General features: G+C 48.7%; 13 protein-coding genes. 3 read left to right on the top strand and 10 right to left on the bottom strand.

Annotated elements, in window-relative coordinates:
• Positions 1-444: 444 nt before the first annotated feature.
• Positions 445-2,268, bottom strand: a complete 1,824-nt coding sequence (locus tag QZ323_RS03340; RefSeq protein WP_294632753.1) for an LPP20 family lipoprotein — start codon at positions 2,266-2,268, stop codon at positions 445-447.
• A gap of 131 nt (positions 2,269-2,399) precedes the next feature.
• Positions 2,400-3,380 (bottom strand): tRNA dihydrouridine synthase DusB, encoded by a 981-nt coding sequence (dusB, locus tag QZ323_RS03335; protein ID WP_294632751.1) that lies wholly within the window; start codon positions 3,378-3,380, stop codon positions 2,400-2,402.
• Between the two features lie 114 nt (positions 3,381-3,494).
• Between dusB and QZ323_RS03330 the strand changes: the two genes are divergently transcribed.
• The 3 genes from QZ323_RS03330 to dprA are packed head-to-tail and all read left to right on the top strand — an operon-like array spanning position 3,495 to position 6,400.
• Complete coding sequence (locus QZ323_RS03330) at positions 3,495-4,778, top strand: peptidase U32 family protein (protein WP_294632750.1); 1,284 nt, start codon at positions 3,495-3,497, stop codon at positions 4,776-4,778.
• Between the two features lie 56 nt (positions 4,779-4,834).
• Positions 4,835-5,248 (top strand): acyl-CoA thioesterase, encoded by a 414-nt coding sequence (locus tag QZ323_RS03325; protein WP_294632749.1) that lies wholly within the window; start codon positions 4,835-4,837, stop codon positions 5,246-5,248.
• A 33-nt stretch (positions 5,249-5,281) separates the two neighbouring features.
• Positions 5,282-6,400 (top strand): DNA-processing protein DprA, encoded by a 1,119-nt coding sequence (dprA, locus tag QZ323_RS03320; protein ID WP_294632747.1) that lies wholly within the window; start codon positions 5,282-5,284, stop codon positions 6,398-6,400.
• Between the two features lie 318 nt (positions 6,401-6,718).
• On the opposite strand, the gene QZ323_RS03315 is transcribed toward dprA, so the two are convergent.
• The 8 genes from QZ323_RS03315 to QZ323_RS03280 all read right to left on the bottom strand — a co-directional run bounded on the left by QZ323_RS03315 (position 6,719) and on the right by QZ323_RS03280 (position 16,402).
• Positions 6,719-7,474 carry a succinate dehydrogenase/fumarate reductase iron-sulfur subunit gene (locus tag QZ323_RS03315; protein WP_294632745.1) on the bottom strand — a complete coding sequence of 252 codons (756 nt, stop codon included), beginning with the start codon at positions 7,472-7,474 and terminating at the stop codon, positions 6,719-6,721.
• Positions 7,475-7,600: 126 nt separating this feature from the next.
• Positions 7,601-9,580, bottom strand: a complete 1,980-nt coding sequence (locus QZ323_RS03310) for a fumarate reductase/succinate dehydrogenase flavoprotein subunit (protein ID WP_294632743.1) — start codon at positions 9,578-9,580, stop codon at positions 7,601-7,603.
• A 120-nt stretch (positions 9,581-9,700) separates the two neighbouring features.
• Complete coding sequence (locus QZ323_RS03305) at positions 9,701-10,390, bottom strand: succinate dehydrogenase/fumarate reductase cytochrome b subunit (protein WP_294632741.1); 690 nt, start codon at positions 10,388-10,390, stop codon at positions 9,701-9,703.
• 628 nt (positions 10,391-11,018) lie between these two features.
• Positions 11,019-11,399 (bottom strand): hypothetical protein, encoded by a 381-nt coding sequence (locus QZ323_RS03300; RefSeq protein WP_294632739.1) that lies wholly within the window; start codon positions 11,397-11,399, stop codon positions 11,019-11,021.
• 116 nt (positions 11,400-11,515) lie between these two features.
• Entirely contained in the window at positions 11,516-12,118 is a 603-nt protein-coding gene (locus QZ323_RS03295; protein WP_294632738.1) for a phosphatase PAP2 family protein, read from the bottom strand.
• Positions 12,119-12,295: 177 nt separating this feature from the next.
• Entirely contained in the window at positions 12,296-13,918 is a 1,623-nt protein-coding gene (locus tag QZ323_RS03290) for a S41 family peptidase (RefSeq protein ID WP_294632781.1), read from the bottom strand.
• 115 nt (positions 13,919-14,033) lie between these two features.
• Positions 14,034-14,498 carry a pantetheine-phosphate adenylyltransferase gene (gene coaD / locus QZ323_RS03285; RefSeq protein ID WP_294632735.1) on the bottom strand — a complete coding sequence of 155 codons (465 nt, stop codon included), beginning with the start codon at positions 14,496-14,498 and terminating at the stop codon, positions 14,034-14,036.
• Complete coding sequence (locus QZ323_RS03280) at positions 14,495-16,402, bottom strand: DNA topoisomerase IV subunit B (protein ID WP_294632734.1); 1,908 nt, start codon at positions 16,400-16,402, stop codon at positions 14,495-14,497. Before QZ323_RS03280 ends, coaD begins: the two co-directional genes overlap by 4 nt.
• Between the last annotated feature and the right edge of the window lie 321 nt (positions 16,403-16,723).

Here is a 16,723-nt window from a genome sequence, read left to right as displayed (position 1 = left end):
TTTTTTGTCTTAATATTCAAAATATGTTAGAAAATACTTATTTCTTGTAACGGAAAACCGTTACAAATTTATAGAAATTGAGACATTGCATCTCCCCAAAAATAGTTTTAGTCTTCTTTTTCGAGTTAATACTTTGGATTTTGTTCTTTCAACGGTGTATTTTGTTCTGGAGAATTTTTAGTGAAAAATTAGTGGGGTTTTACTAAATTTCCGTTGTCCTTTTGTTAAGCTTTAGCAGGGGGTATAGGGTCAATTTTTGATGAATTCTGATTCTATTCATATGATACGACATGGAGGTATGTCAAAACTCACTATAAATTATCCGGATTGCCACAAATATATTTAATGATCAAGTTAGATAATTTGTGATAATCCGGATATTTGTAATAAATCGGTTCTGACATACCTTCACGGTATGCGACTGTAAGAATTAGCAGAGGATTTTTAGAAATGGCTCAGGTCTATCAGCCCGAAGTTCGGGTCTTTTTCCGGTTGCCAGGTACGCACGTGGATAACCGGTTCTTTGGGATTATTCAGGTCGACCATCAGGAACAGGTATCCCGTGTCCCCATAGCTGGACGAGAAGTAGTCCTGCTTGATCTGTATACCATAGATTTCGCCTCCTACACCCGACTTGCGCACTTGGTTGTCGGCGAAACGCAGGTTGATGAACTCCGAGCTGCGGAAGATGTGTTGCAGTTTCTTCATATACTCCGACTTGGTCTGACGGGTGTATTTCACGGCCTGCTTGCTCATGGGTTGTCCTTCGTTGGCCACGGTATGTTTCAGTACCGAACCGGTGATGATCAGCGCGTCGTCCGAGAAGATACTGTTGATGTATTCGTAGCGTTTCAGGGCGTATGCCGTCTTGTAGCTTTCCAGGAAATTGATAAGCACGTTGCGTACGGTATCGTTCCATGAAGTCTGGTTCATGATGTCGTCCACGGCAGGCTTGTTGAGGCCGAAGGAAAGGCAGTCTATTTTCCCCTCCTTGTTGAGGGTGAAGACGACGTCTTCCACAAAGGTGCGCTGGTTGCTCTTGAACTTGAAACTCATAGGCAGGCTGCGGCACGTGATCTCTCCATTGCACTCCAGGAATTTGAATTGTGGTTCGCTGATAATCTTGGCTTGCCCGTACTTGATAAGACGGTTGAACATGTCGTAGCCGCTTTCGGTGCAGAGTGACTGGATGCCGTCGTAGTTGCGTGTGCGTATGGCACTCTCCACCTTCTTCATAGTCTCTTCGTAGGCAGCAGATTCTATGTTCGATAAGAAATGCATGCCACTGTTCGTGGTCGTGGCACTGTCGGCATCGGCCATCAGGACGTTTTCCGTCTTTTCTTCACCGGGCTTAGGCTCTTCTCCTTCCAGTTTCAGTGCGCAGTTGCGCATGGATATGGGATTGATGGTTCCCATGACTTCCGCCAGTTCGTTGTCGATGTTGGCTTCGCCCTCGAACATGTATTCTGTGCGCAATTGCAGGTTGCGTGCGCTGGCAAGTGCCGGCAGTTCTACGATGCCCGTGCCATCCTTGGCAGAGAAGATGTTGGACCAGTCTCGTCCGTCGAAGTAGGTATAATCATAGTTGCGTGCCGGTTGTCCTTTGTAGGTCACTCGTAGATTGATGGTCTTCAGATCACCGTCCAGATGTGTGCTCTCCATGCTCACTTTCAGGTTGGAGAAGATGTCATTCATCTGTTTGGGTATCCACGTGGCGAGTAACAGCTCTTTGCCATCATCTTCGTCTTTTGTAGTGAGGAAGTTTCCATCGGGATAGCTTTGCAGCAGGACGAGAGCCCAATAGTAGTAGCGTAATGCGTCTGCCACTTGTGCTTTTTTCTCGGCATGCATACCCTCCTGCACGAAATCGAGTATTTTAGTTTTTCGTCCGTCGAAGATCTTTTGTATCTCGGCTACCTTGATGTAGCGCATGACAACGGCTTCCGGTTCATTCTGTATCACAATGCGCCGGGTGTTGTTCAGCGTGGCGCGCGAATAGGTGTTGATGACCGATTTGAATGTCTCGTCTACGGTTGCTTGGTCGCCATTCGTTCCGCCTTCCGTCAGTTGTTCGAACTTGGAAGATACATTGGTGGAGATCTGACTGATGAGTGCAGCAAGGGCTTCATTGTCGGCTTTCTTCAGCGTGGAGGCGTTTCCGGTCCCCCAGATGTAGTCTTTGCTCGACTGTATTTCCTCAATGGACTGCCCGTTTGCAGTAATGGCGAAAAGCAAGAATGTAATAATGGCAAATGCGCTCCTTTTCATATTGTAGTATGTTTTCCTGTTATCAAATACCCTGCAAAAGTAGGCTTTTTTTCTGTATTTCAAGTTTTCGGACAATTATTTTTTTATTCCGAATGTAGGAAGTATTTTCAGAAAAGGCTCCGCAAGTATTTTCAAGGCAATAGTTCTTCTATGGTTGCAAACAAGTCGAACAGTTCTTTTTGAGTCTCTGCGCGTAACATTGCGATGCGCGTTTCCCTGAAATTGGGTATTCCCTTGAAGAGCGGACTTGCCGCCAAATGCCGGCGTACGTGTAGTATGCCCCTTCTCTCGTCCAGCAATCGGACACTGTCTTCCACTTCTTGCCGCAGCACGTTCAGTTTCCATTCGGAACTGAGCGGCGTTAACTCTTCGCCTGTCTCCAGATAGTGTTTCACTTCCTTGAAGATCCATGGCCGTCCGAAGCTGGCACGTCCTATCATGATGGCATCCACTCCGTAAAGGTCAAAACACTCCTTTGCCCGTTGGGGGGTAGTGATGTCACCGTTGCCGATGATGGGAATATGCATGCGCGGGTTCTTCTTCACTTCGCCAATCAGCGTCCAGTCGGCTTCGCCGGTGTACATCTGTGCACGGGTACGGCCATGTATGGTGAGTGCGGCGATGCCACAATCTTGCAACTGTTCGGCAAGTTCTACAATGATTTTGCTGTTCGCATCCCAACCTAAGCGGGTTTTTACGGTGACGGGGATGTTTACAGCATCTACTACTGCGCGGGTAATTTCCAGCATCTTAGGGGTGTTTTGCAACATACCTGCGCCTGCACCCTTGCCTGCCACCCGCTTTACGGGACAACCAAAGTTCAGGTCCAGCAGGTCCGGACGAGCCTCTTCTACGATGCGGGCAGCTTCTACCATCGTTGCCGTATCCTTGCCGTATATCTGTATGGCGACGGGACGCTCTTCATCACTGATGTTCAGTTTCTGTTCGGTCTTGCTGACGGAACGTATCAGGGCATCGGCCGAAACAAATTCGGTGTATACCATGTCGGCGCCGAAGTTCTTGCACATCAGTCGGAAAGCAGGATCGGTGACATCTTCCATTGGGGCTAAAAATATGGGGCGTTCGCCCAAGTCTATATGGCCTATTTTCATGAATCTATAGAAGTAATATGATTATTTCGCTGCAAAAATACGGAAAAAAGAACGCTCTGCTACAAAAAAGAGCTACCTTTGTCTCCGAAGTCTCATTTTAAGTAATGAAGAATAATGAAACTGAATGATTTTGAAATCATGGCGCCCGTCGGCTCCCGCGAGTCGCTTGCGGCGGCCATACAGGCTGGAGCCGATTCCATCTATTTCGGCATTGAGAATTTGAATATGCGTGCCCGTTCGGCAAATACGTTCACTATCGACGATCTGCGGGAGATAGCCCGTACCTGCGACGAACATGGGATGAAGAGTTATCTCACAGTCAACACCATTATATACGATCAAGATATTCCACTGATGCGTACCATTGTAGATGCCGCCAAGGCAGCGGGTATCTCTGCCGTGATTGCGGCAGACGTGGCTGTGATGAGTTATGCAAGGCAGATCGGACAGGAAGTGCATCTCAGTACCCAACTGAACATCTCCAACGTAGAAGCGCTCCGCTTCTATGCCCAGTTTGCCGATGTGGTGGTACTGGCACGCGAACTGAAGCTGGAACAAGTGGCGGAAATCTACCGGCACATTTGCGAAGAGAACATCTGCGGACCCAGTGGTCAGCCTATCCGTATCGAAATGTTCTGTCATGGCGCGCTCTGCATGGCGGTCAGTGGAAAGTGCTACCTCTCGCTGCATGAGATGAACAATTCGGCCAACCGGGGTGCCTGCATGCAGGTGTGCCGCCGTTCGTACATCGTGCGCGACAAGGAGACGGATGTGGAACTGGAAGTAGATAACCAATACATCATGTCGCCCAAGGATCTGAAGACTATCCATTTCATGAACAAAATGATGGATGCCGGCGTACGTGTCTTCAAGATAGAAGGTCGTGCCCGTGGGCCTGAGTATGTGCGTACGGTAGTGGAGTGCTACAAAGAAGCCATCCGCGCTTATCTGAACGGCACTTTCACCGACGAGAAGATTACTGCCTGGGATGAACGGCTGAAAACCGTCTTCAACCGTGGTTTCTGGGACGGATATTATCTGGGACAACGTCTTGGCGAATGGACCAAGAACTACGGCTCTGCCGCTACCGAACGTAAGATATACGTAGGAAAAGGTATCAGGTATTTCTCCAATATCGGTGTAGCGGAATTTCTGGTAGAAGCTGCCGAACTGAATGTGGGAGACAAACTGCTGATTACAGGACCTACCACAGGGGCAGTGTTCACTACACTCGAAGAAGCACGGGTTGACCTGAAGCCCGTACAGACCGTGAAGAAAGGGGAACATTTCTCGATGAAAGCGGGTAAGATACGTCCCAGCGATAAACTCTATAAGTTGGTCTCTACCGAGGAACTGAAAAGATTCAAGGGACTGGACATTGAGAAAACCCGTGGATGACGTGAGGTATGATGGCGTGTCTTTTTACAGTTTAAGTATGACTTTATAGTTTAGTTATGGGAAAATATATCTATGAATTGGAGATGAAAGTGCGGGACTATGAGTGTGACCTGCAAGGCATCGTGAACAATGCGAATTACCAGCATTATCTGGAGCATACGCGCCACGAATTTCTGCTGTCAACGGGTGTGAGTTTTGCCAAACTGCATGAGCAGGGAGTAGATCCGGTAGTGGCACGTATCAATATGGCATTCAAGACCCCGCTGAAGAGTGGAGACCTGTTTGTCTCCAAACTTTATATGGTAAAAGAAGGCATCAAGTATGTGTTCTATCAGGACATCTTCCGGAAAAGCGATAATAAAATAGCTATAAAAGCGACAGTGGAAACCGTATGTGTGGTGAATGGGCGTTTGAGCGACAGTGAGTTGTTCGATACTATCTTTGAACCTTATCTTGCCGCCAACCGTTAACCATCTGCCCTTCATCATTAACCATCCCCTGCCATGAACAACGACGAACGTATTTGCAGCATAGCACTCACTCTCTGCCCCGGTATAGGACATATCGGGGCAAAACGTTTAATTGACGGCATGGGTAGTGCCGCCGAGGTTTTTCGCCAGCGTAAGGAATTGCCTGATTTGCTGCCTGGCGTAACTCCCGCTGTGGTTGCTGCACTGGATAGTCCTGCGGCTTTCTCTCGTGCCGAGCAGGAGATGGAGTTTGTGGAGAAGAACCGTTTGATGTGTCTTACACTGAAAGACGAAGCCTATCCCTCGCGCCTTCGGGAGTGTGACGATGCTCCGGTGGCTCTTTTCTTCAAAGGGAATGTTGACTTCAATCGTCTCCATGTTATTGCCATGGTAGGTACGCGCAATGCCACGGAATATGGTAAACAGTTCTGTGCCGATTTCCTTCGCGAACTGGCAGCGCTGTGTCCCGATGTGCTGGTCGCGAGCGGATTGGCATACGGCATTGATATCCATTCGCACCGTGCGGCATTGGCAAACCATCTTTCTACGGTGGCGGTCTTGGCGCATGGTTTAGATCGCATTTATCCTTATGTACACCGCAATACGGCCGTCGATATGTTGGCAAATGGGGGACTGCTTACTGAATTTCTGACTGAGACCAATCCCGACCGGTATAACTTTGTCAGTCGCAATCGCATTGTGGCAGGTATGAGTGATGCGACTATCGTTGTGGAGTCTGCCGAGAAAGGCGGTTCCTTGATTACTGCCGATCTGGCTGTGGGTTATCATCGTGATTGTTTTGCCGTTCCGGGGCGTATCACGGACGTAAACTCACGAGGTTGCAATATGCTGATACGCGAGAATAAAGCCGCTCTTTTCCAGTCAGCTGAAGATTTTGTGGCTGCTATGGGCTGGAACTCTGCCGCAGTATCCGCAAAACAGAAGGGCATACAGCGTGAACTTTTTCCCGAACTGAGTGAGACGGAAGAGATGATCGTCCGCATACTGTCTTCCCGGGGAGATTTGCATGTCAATGCTTTGGTGGTGGAAGCCAACCTGCCTGTGAACCAAATGACTGCCTTGCTTTTCGAATTGGAGATGAAGGGAGTGGTCAAAGCAATGGTGGGAGGGATGTATCACCTGCTGATATAAGGTCGGGGCATAAAAAAAGGAGTACCGCCGTACTCCAACCTTTGTTAACCTTAAATCTAATACTATGAAAAAAATCACTGCACAAAAGTAGCTATTTGCTGCATTTCCTCCAAAATAATAGTTTTTGTTTGGGTTTCTTTTAAATTTCTTTCACCGATATTCACTGTTTTCGTGCACGAGATTTCTTTTTGGTAGTATCGTTTCGTTCAGTCAGGAACTGAAAATGGAGAGTTGAGGGCTTTTAATCGTTAAAAAAACTCCCCTGCCAGTTGCCCGACAGAGGAGTTGTTGATATTAATCAAATGTAGAAAGGGCTGGTTAGTCTTTCAATTTAGCTTTGATGAAGTCACGGTTCAGGCGTGCGATGTTGCTGATGGAAATGTTCTTCGGACATTCAGCTTCGCAGGCACGTGTGTTGGTACAGTTACCGAAGCCGAGTTCGTCCATCTTGCTCAACATGGCCTTTGCGCGGCGCAATGCTTCCGGTTTGCCTTGCGGCAACAGGTTCAGCTGGCTCACTTTGGCAGAGACGAACAACATGGCAGAACCATTCTTACAAGCAGCTACACAAGCGCCGCAACCAATGCAGGAAGCAGCATCCATAGCTTCGTCAGCGATAGGCTTCGGAATCAGGATAGCATTGGCATCTTGGGGAGCTCCTGTACGTACGCTGACGTAACCGCCTGCCTGCATGATCTTGTCGTATGCCGTACGGTCTACCATCAAGTCTTTGATCACCGGGAAACCGGCAGAACGCCACGGCTCAACCGTGATGGTGTCGCCATCGTTGAAGCGACGCATGTAGATCTGGCAGGTCGTTGCACCTGTTGCAGGACCGTGCGGGTGTCCGTTGATGTAGAGTGAGCACATACCGCAGATACCTTCGCGGCAGTCGTGGTCGAATACGATGGGCTCTTTACCTTCCGAAATCAGTTGTTCGTTCAGGATATCCAGCATTTCAAGGAATGAAGTATCGCCGGGGATATCTTTCATCTGGTATGTTTCAAAAGCGCCTTTTGCTTTCGGGCCCTTCTGGCGCCATACCTTGAGCGTAAATGATATATTTTTATCCATTGTTTCTTTTAGTAATAAGCTACAAGCTATAAGCTACAAGAGCTCCAGCCCATAGCGGGTTAATTAATGCTTAGACAGGCCGTAGCCTTGAGCTTGTCACTCATAGCTACGTAGCTTGTCACTCTCTTAGCTCTTATAGTTACGAGTTTGTACCTTAATAGCTTCGTAAACCAGCGGTTCTTTCAGCAATTCAGGTGCTTTTTCGTCAGAGCCTTGATATTCCCAGCAAGCAACGTAGAAGAAGTTTTCATCATCACGTTTTGCTTCGCCTTCCTCGGTCTGGTACTCTTCGCGGAAGTGGCCACCGCAGCTTTCGTTACGGTTCAGGGCATCGTAGGCAACGAGTTCACCCATGGTGATGAAGTCGTACAGGCGGATTGCCTTGTCCAGCTCTACGTTCATGCCTTCCTTATCTCCCGGGATGAACAGTTCTTTCTCGAATTCCTTGCGGATCTCTTTCAGTTTGGCAAGACCGGTCTTCAAGCCTTCTGCCGTACGGCCCATACCTACATATTCCCACATCACGTGACCCAGTTCCTTATGGATAGAGTCTACAGACTTCTTACCCTTGATGTTCATCATCCAGTCTATCTTGTCCTGAATGGCCTTTTCGGCAGCTGCGAACTCAGGCAGGTCGGTAGAGAAGCGGGGAACCGTAATCTGGTCTGCCAGATAGTTCTGGATCGTATAAGGCAATACGAAGTAACCGTCTGCCAAGCCCTGCATCAATGCAGAAGCACCGAGGCGGTTGGCACCGTGGTCGGAGAAGTTACATTCGCCGATGGCGAACAATCCCTTGATGGAGGTCATCAGTTCGTAGTCAACCCAGATACCACCCATGGTGTAGTGGATAGCCGGATAAATCATCATCGGGTTGTAGTATTTCACGCCGTTGATTTCTTTGGCGAGTTCGCCCGGATTAACATCGGTGATCTCTTCGTACATGTCGAAGAGGTTGCCATAACGTTGGAGTACAATGTCAATACCCAGACGGCCGATAGCTTCGGAGAAGTCGAGGAATACGGCAAGACCGGTGTTGTTTACGCCGAAGCCGGCATCGCAACGCTCTTTGGCTGCACGGCTGGCAACGTCACGCGGAACCAGGTTACCGAATGCCGGGTAGCGGCGTTCCAAATAGTAGTCGCGGTCTTCTTCGGGAATATCGCTTCCTTTGATTTCGCCTTTCTGGAGTTTTACGGCATCTTCTTTCTTCTTCGGAACCCAAATACGGCCGTCGTTACGCAGAGATTCTGACATCAAAGTCAGCTTGGACTGCTTGTCGCCGTGTACGGGGATACAGGTCGGGTGGATCTGTACGTATGCCGGGTTGGCGAACCATGCACCTTTGCGATAGCAAGCCATTGCTGCGGAGCAGTTGCAAGCCATAGCGTTGGTAGACAAGAAGTAAGCATTACCGTAACCACCGGTGGCGATAACCACTGCATGGGCGGCGAAGCGTTCCAGCTTACCTGTCACGAGGTTCTTGGCAATGATACCGCGGGCACGTCCGTCGATGAGGACAACGTCCTGCATTTCGTAGCGGGTATAAAGTTTCACGGTACCTGCATTCACCTGGCGGCTCAGTGCTGAATAGGCACCCAGCAACAGCTGCTGTCCGGTTTGGCCTTTGGCATAGAAAGTACGTGATACCTGTGCGCCACCGAATGAACGGTTGTCGAGCGTACCGCCGTATTCGCGGGCAAAGGGAACACCTTGTGCCACACATTGGTCGATGATATTGTTTGATACTTCAGCCAGACGATAGACATTGGCTTCGCGTGCGCGGTAGTCACCGCCTTTCACTGTATCGTAGAACAGACGGTAGACGGAGTCGCCGTCATTTTGATAATTCTTGGCTGCATTGATACCACCTTGTGCGGCGATGGAGTGTGCGCGGCGCGGTGAATCTTGAATACAGAAGTTGAATACTCTGAAGCCCATTTCACCGAGTGAGGCAGCGGCAGAAGCACCTGCCAGTCCTGTACCTACCACGATGATGTCCAAACGGCGTTTGTTGGCAGGGTTAACTAATTTCTGGTGAGCTTTATAGTTGGTCCATTTCTCAGCCACCGGTCCTTCCGGAATTTTTGAATCTATCTTAGTCATAATGATTTTAGTTTATTAGTTTTTTAGTCTATCAGTTTCTTAGTTTATTGGTTCCCGGGTTGTTTCCTAAGGTTTCTGGAAGGCAACTCAAGAAGTCAAAAAACTCAAGAACTCAAAAACTTACATCAACGATTTTACGAAGAATACAACAATTACCAGGGCGAAGCATGCAACAACGATCGTTGAGTAGATGTTAGAGATGCATTTCCAACGGTTGATCCATACTTTGTTGTTCCAGCCCAGAGACTGCATAGAGCTCCAGAAACCGTGGGTGAGGTGGAACCACAGTGCAGCAAGCCAAATGAGATAAAGCACTACGAGCACCGGATTACCGAATGTGTTCTGAATGTGATAAACGCCGTCGGCAGCAAACTGCAATGCTGCTGTATCAGTGCATACCCCCATGTTGTGCATCAGTTCGGGGAACTGCATCTTCGACCAGAAGTTTACCAAGTGGAGGCATAAGCCTACGATTACGATAAGACCCAACACGAGCATGTTCTGTGAAGCCCATTCCACAGTTTTGGGTTTGTCTACTACGGCATAACGTTCGCTACCGCGTGCTTTGCGGTTCTGCATCGTCAGCCAGAAAGCGTAGATGATGTGAATGATGAAAAGGGCGGCCAGACCTGCCGTGCCGGCCAAGGCGTACCAGTTTGCTCCCAGGAACTCACAAACCATGTTGTATCCCTCTGCCGAGATCAATGCAACCAGGTTCATCGCCATGTGAAACGTCAGAAACAGGACAAGGGCGATACCGGTAACGCTCATCACCACTTTCCTTCCTACAGATGAATTACTTAACCACATAAATGATTGATTTTAAATTATTTAATAGTTAGAAAATATATTTTCTTTTGGGTATTCTGCTTATCTTCCGCAAAAATAGAAGAAATACATCGATTAAGCAAGGAATTAAAGAAATAATTCCGTAATTAAGCACAGCTCTTTTATTTTGAGTTTTTAAGTTTTTGAGATTTTGGGTTTTTAAGTTATTCTCGTTAGTATGCCAACTTACCAATTCACTAATTTACCAACTTACAGACTCACTAACTTACCAACTTACCAACTCAAAAACTTACTAACTCAAAAGGGTATCGGCCGATAATTCCCGTTAATTCCCGAATAACTTTCGATAACTCCCTCTCCCCTCCTTTCGCTCTGAATGTTAAGTTGCCGGATTGCCCCGGACTTTGTGTCCGATTCCCCTGGGGTTTTCCGGACAAATGCGGGGCAACATTCCGACAAACCCCAGGGGATACGGCAGCAAATGCGGCGGCTTTTTATCCGTACTACGGCGTTTTTCCAGGTGCCGCTCGTGGTGGCAAGGACGGAGGAGCGGACGGGACGTTCCGGTTGTTTACGACATTTTCCGCCTTTTCTTTTTCTTCTTCTTTTTCTGTAGAAGAAATATTTTTCTTTCTTTCTTTTTTTCTTTTTATATATATGGAGGTATTGGTGTTGCTTGTTTCAAAGGAATTATGTACAAATATTTGTTTATCAGTGTTTTGTGCTGCTTATGTGACGTTTTTATCACTTGTTTTTCACTGTTTTCCGCTTGTTTTTCATTAAAAATCGCTTGTTTTTCGTCATTTTCCGTTCGTTTTTTGTCATTTTCTGCTTGTTTTCCGCTGTTTTTTGATGAATTTTCATCGTTTTTCACTGGATTTTCGTTGTTTTTCATCGGATTTTTGTCGGAAACGGAAGGATTTTCGCTGTTTTTTGTCCATTTTCTGTTGTTTTTTGCTTCGGTTTCGCTGTTTTTTTGCTTCAAAATTATCTTCAGAAATGATAAAAGTAAAGCTGTTTTTGGGTTCATCTGACATTTCGAGTGATACGTTATCGCATCGTCCAATGGGCTGAAAGCCCGCGGGATGATATGACAAACATTCAAAAATATGACATCACTCCAAATTCCGGATGAACCCAAAGACATCAGTTACCGAACAACCATTTGTTGAGCCAGCGGTTTACATAGATATTGACCACTGCACATCCGGCACCGATAGCTGCTCCTGCCAGTACATCAGAGGGGTAGTGTACACCCTCGTTCATGCGCGATACTCCTACGGAACATGCCCAGAAGGCGGAAGGGGCGATCACATACCACTTCGGATATTTTATGCTGAGCGAAGTGGCCAGGGCGAATGCGGTTGCCGTATGTGCTGAGGGGAAGGAGGGGCTGGATTCATAGCTATAGGCATGAACCCGGTCGGGATAACGGTCGAACGGACGTTCGCGGTCCACAAGATACTTCATACCGTACGTCAACACGAACGTACCGGCAACACTGGTACCTACGTATACGGCGTCTTTCAACAATTCGCGGTCGTGCTTTGCCCAAGCAGTCAGTGCCATTGCCACCGGAACTCCTATGGCGATATAAGGTTCGGTGCGGGAAATAACCTTGTTATAATTGCGGATGAATTTACCGTCCCAGCTGTTTACTTTGTGCAAAGTGTTTATGTCCCAGTTCTGCGCAGAAGCATTGCACACAAGCAGGCAGGCGAGAAACAAAAGAGAGATACTTCTTTTCATATTTATTGTTCTTAATAATCAAACTGTTTTTTGTGAGAAAGAGAGTGTATCATATTGCCCGAATTGAAATATTTATCCCTGCTACAGTGTTCTGTAGCAGGGATAAATATTTCATGAAAAGAGCGTTTTGATATACTCTTCTAATCTTTTCTGACTCTTGATAACTTCCATAAAATGTCACCGTGGCAACTTCTCTTCGTAAATCTTCTCGTTCAGAATCCTGAGCGCCTGTTGCACACTGTTGTTCGTGGCGTTCATCACCTGATAGTACTCGTTCATATCCCACAGGTCGCGGGCTATCAGTGCTTTCAACTGTGTCTTTATCAGGGGCAACGACTTGTTGTATTGTTCTTCGTTGAATTCGACCTTCTCTTTCTCGGCGGCGGCGCGTATGTCTGCAAGTATTGGTTCGCCAATGTTGAATTTGCTGTTGAAAGCTTCAAACTTTTTGTACTTCTCTTGCAGTTCCTTCCGATGGTTCTCGATGTACTTTGTCGTAGCCTTGATGATAATGCCTTTGGCTACAAGGTTACGGTGATAATCGGTGTACTGCGTGGTGTCAATCGGCACAAAGTAGTCGGGCATGATGCCGCCTCCGCCATATACGGTGCGACCCAGCTTCTTGGTGGAACACTTCAGGGAATCGGGGAAGTGGATACTGTCAGCGTGCATCATTTCTCCGTGGTTGAAGCGCTCCAGTAGCTCCATGTTGTATTTCTCCTGTCCGTTTCCTTCGCCTGCACCCTTGCCGTCCAGATTGGCAGTACGGTCGTACGGCTTCTGTATGCAGCGGCCCGAAGGGGTATAATAGCGGGCGATGGTCAGTCGTATCATGGAACCGTCGGGCAGGTCGATGGGGCGTTGCACCAAACCTTTGCCGAAGGTGCGGCGGCCTACCACTACACCTCTGTCCCAGTCCTGTATGGCGCCGGTCACGATTTCGCTTGCCGAAGCCGAATATTCGTCCACCAGCACGATGAGGCGTCCCTCCTTGAAGTTGCCTGTGCCGCGGGCATGGAAATTGCTGCGCTGTGCCGCCCTGCCTTCCGTATATACGATCAGTTCCTTCTGTTGCAGGAACTCGTTGGCAAGGTCGATGGCTGCATTCAGATATCCTCCTCCGTTGCCTTGCAGGTCGAGTATCAGGTCTTTCATGCCTTGCGTCTGCAACGCCTTGAGGGCAGTGGTGAACTCTTCGGCGGTGGTTGCCCCGAAACGGTTGATGCGGATGTAGCCGGTCTTCGGCTGTATCATATATGAAGCATCCAGGCTGAGGATGGGAATCTTGTCACGCTTTACGTTGAAGAACAGGGCGTCGTCCACACCGCGGCGGACAACGGTCAGTTTCACCTCCGAACCTTTCGGGCCGCGCAGGCGCGACATGATGTCTTCCGTGGACATCTTCACACCGGCGATGGCACTGTCGTTCACTGCAACAATGCGGTCGCCTGCCAGAATGCCTACCTTCTCGGAAGGGCCGTTGCTGACGGGCTGTATGACCAGCAGGGTATCTTCTATCATCTGGAACTGTACGCCTATACCCTCGAAGTTGCCTTGCAGGGGCTCGTTCATTTTCTTCACTTCCTCAGCGTTGTTGTACGTGGAATGCGGGTCGAGCTGCTCCAGCATACGTATGATTGCCTCTTCCGCCAGTTTGTTCTCGTCCACCGGGTCGACATACAGGTTGGCGATGGCAAACTCTGCCATCTGCAACTTACGTGCAGCCGTGTTGTTCCTGTTCTGTGCCTGTACGGAAACGAGGACACCTACACATACCATTAAGACAAGAAGTCTCTTCATTATTCCTTTCATATATTGTTTAATTCAAGTTTCGTAAATAAAAAATAGGCTGTAGTCAAGGAGTCAAGTAGTTAAAGGAGTTAGGCCGACAGACGTAAGAAGACTTGCCCGACGCTTATTCTTCCCTCTCTATCTTCATCCCTTCGGGAATGAACTGGCTGATGTCTTTCCCGAAGTGCAGCAGTTCGCGGACGGTGGTCGAGCTGATGCACGTCAGTTCAGGCTCGGTGAAGAGCAGGATGGTCTCGATGCCCGCCAGTTTGCGGTTGATGTCGGCAATGGTTTCCTCGTACTCGAAATCCTTCACGGTACGGATGCCCCGGATGATGAACTGTGCATCTACCTGCCGGGCAAAATCAATCGTCAGGCAGTCGTACGAACAGACTTTGATGCGCGGTTCGTTCCGGTAGAAATCCTGTATCATCTTCACGCGTTGCCCAATGGGGAAATACGTGTTCTTGTTCTCGTTGATACCGATTCCGATGATGACTTCATCCATAAAAGTCAGTGCACGCGTCACTATCGACAGGTGACCGATGGTAAACGGGTCGAACGTCCCCGGAAAGATTGCCCTTCTCATGATGCCAAGTCTTCTTCTATAACCAGATTGTTGATGATAAAGTTCTGCCGCTCCATGGTATTCTTGCCCATATAGAACTCTAATAGTTCTTTCACGAGGTCCGTCTTGCGCAGAGTAACCTGCTCCAGGCGCATATCCTTACCGATGAAGTGGCGGAATTCGTCGGGCGATATCTCTCCCAAACCTTTGAACCGGGTGATTTCGGGGTTCGGTCCCAGTTCCTCGATCGCTTTCACCCGTTCTTCTTCCGTATAACAATAGATCGTCTTCTTTTTGTTGCGCACGCGGAACAGCGGGGTTTGCAGGATATATACATGTCCTTTCTTGATCAGGTCGGGGAAGAATTGCAGGAAGAAGGTGATGAGTAGCAGGCGGATGTGCATGCCGTCCACATCGGCATCGGTAGCGGCAATCACCTTGTTGTAGCGCAGCCCTTCGATGCCGTCTTCGATGTTGAGGGCAGCTTGCAGCAGGTTGAATTCCTCGTTCTCGTAGACCACCTTCTTGGTCAGTCCGAATGAGTTGAGCGGTTTACCGCGCAGGCTGAATACGGCTTGTGTGTTCACGTCGCGGCTTTTGGTAATGGAACCGCTGGCGGAGTCACCCTCGGTGATGAAGATGCATGATTCTGCCTCCTGTTCCTTTCCCTTGCCGTCGTTGAGGTGATAGCGGCAGTCGCGCAGCTTGCGGTTGTGCAGGTTGGCTTTCTTGGCGCGTTCGCGTGCCAGCTTGGTGACGCCGGCGATGGCTTTGCGCTCCTTCTCGGAGTCCTGTATCTTTTGCAGCATGACTTCTGCCACCAGCGGATTCTTGTGGAGATAGTTGTCCACTTCCGTCTTGATGAAGTCTCCCACGTACTTGTTCACCGTGGGACCGGCAGGCTTGTTCTCCTGCGGCACGGCGGGCCACATGTTGTTGCTTCCCAACTTCGTTTTGGTCTGGCTCTCGAACATTGGCTCTTCTACGTCGATGGCAATGGCTGCCACCAGCCCGTTGCGGATGTCGGCGTACTCCTGGCTCTTGTTATAGAACTCCTTGATGGTGCGGGCGATGTGCTCTTTCAGGGCACTCTGGTGTGTACCGCCCTGTGTGGTATGCTGTCCGTTGACGAAAGAGTAATACTCTTCGCCATATTGGTTGGTATGCGTGAAGGCTATTTCGATGTCTTCCCCTTTCAGATGGATGATGTCGTAAAGGCCCTCGCTGGTCATGTTGTCTTTCAGCAGGTCTTCCAGTCCGTGGCGGGAGACGATGCGTTGTCCGTTGTAGATGAAGGTAAGCCCTGTATTCAGGTAGGTATAGTTGCGCAGCAACGTCTCCACGAATTGGTTCTGGAAAGCGTAGTTCAGGAAGAGCGTGTTGTCCGGTTCAAAGAAGATGAACGTACCGTTCTCTTCGGTGCTCTCTTCGGTTCGGTCGCTTTGCAACACGCCTTTCTCGAAAGTGGCGGCACGCATCTTGCCGTCGCGGTAACTGCGCACTTCAAAGTGGCTGCTCAACGCATTGACCGCCTTGATGCCCACACCGTTCAGTCCGACACTCTTCTTGAACGCCTTACTGTCGTACTTGCCGCCGGTATTCAGCTTGCTGACTGCTTCTATCAGCTTGCCTTGCGGGATGCCCCGTCCGTAGTCACGTACGCTGACGCGCAGATCGTCTTCTATCTTGACCTCTATTCGTTTGCCGGCTCCCATCTTGAACTCGTCGATACTGTTGTCCATCACTTCTTTCAGCAACACGTAGATACCGTCGTCGCTTTGCGAACCGTCACCCAGGCGGCCGATGTACATGCCCGAACGGACACGGATGTGTTCCATGTCGTCAAGGTGGCGGATGTTGTCGTCGGTGTAGGACACTGCCGGTTCATCGAGGGGGAGACTGTTGTTGGTATTTTCTTCTTTCATGGATTTCTGGTGGTTAGAATAGCCGTAGCTTCCATAACCCTGCTCTTTTTTCTGTTTTCCTGCAAATATATGATTTATATACAATATATACAAAAAGAGTTTTTTAGGTTTATCAAAAGTTCACAAATTCCAGGTAGTTCGCAGGGGGCACCACAGCCGTTTCCTTTATCGGATAACTCTTCAGGAAGGTGGCAGGGAAAACAGGTGGGTCGGAAATAGAGACTTTTAGCGGCTAATCCAAAAAATCATAGTAATATTTTGGATTACGATCCAAAAAGTTATGGTAATATTTCGGATTAGCCGCTAAATTCCGTCGGGATT

This window comes from uncultured Bacteroides sp. (genome assembly GCF_910585845.1).
Classification (GTDB): Bacteria; Bacteroidota; Bacteroidia; order Bacteroidales; family Bacteroidaceae; genus Bacteroides.
The sequence above is the reverse complement of the archived record's forward strand: the minus strand, read 5'-3'. Positions and strand labels throughout refer to the sequence as shown.

Excerpts from the sequence above, each read along its gene's own strand:
- QZ323_RS03340 (WP_294632753.1), bottom strand. The coding sequence starts at position 2,268 with ATGAAAAGGAGCGCATTTGCCATTATTACATTCTTGCTTTTCGCCATT.
- dusB (WP_294632751.1), bottom strand. The coding sequence starts at position 3,380 with ATGAAAATAGGCCATATAGACTTGGGCGAACGCCCCATATTTTTAGCC.
- QZ323_RS03330 (WP_294632750.1), top strand. The coding sequence starts at position 3,495 with ATGAAACTGAATGATTTTGAAATCATGGCGCCCGTCGGCTCCCGCGAG.
- QZ323_RS03325 (WP_294632749.1), top strand. The coding sequence starts at position 4,835 with ATGGGAAAATATATCTATGAATTGGAGATGAAAGTGCGGGACTATGAG.
- dprA (WP_294632747.1), top strand. The coding sequence starts at position 5,282 with ATGAACAACGACGAACGTATTTGCAGCATAGCACTCACTCTCTGCCCC.
- QZ323_RS03315 (WP_294632745.1), bottom strand. The coding sequence starts at position 7,474 with ATGGATAAAAATATATCATTTACGCTCAAGGTATGGCGCCAGAAGGGC.
- QZ323_RS03310 (WP_294632743.1), bottom strand. The coding sequence starts at position 9,580 with ATGACTAAGATAGATTCAAAAATTCCGGAAGGACCGGTGGCTGAGAAA.
- QZ323_RS03305 (WP_294632741.1), bottom strand. The coding sequence starts at position 10,390 with ATGTGGTTAAGTAATTCATCTGTAGGAAGGAAAGTGGTGATGAGCGTT.
- QZ323_RS03300 (WP_294632739.1), bottom strand. The coding sequence starts at position 11,399 with ATGAACCCAAAAACAGCTTTACTTTTATCATTTCTGAAGATAATTTTG.
- QZ323_RS03295 (WP_294632738.1), bottom strand. The coding sequence starts at position 12,118 with ATGAAAAGAAGTATCTCTCTTTTGTTTCTCGCCTGCCTGCTTGTGTGC.
- QZ323_RS03290 (WP_294632781.1), bottom strand. The coding sequence starts at position 13,918 with ATGAAGAGACTTCTTGTCTTAATGGTATGTGTAGGTGTCCTCGTTTCC.
- coaD (WP_294632735.1), bottom strand. The coding sequence starts at position 14,498 with ATGAGAAGGGCAATCTTTCCGGGGACGTTCGACCCGTTTACCATCGGT.
- QZ323_RS03280 (WP_294632734.1), bottom strand. The coding sequence starts at position 16,402 with ATGAAAGAAGAAAATACCAACAACAGTCTCCCCCTCGATGAACCGGCA.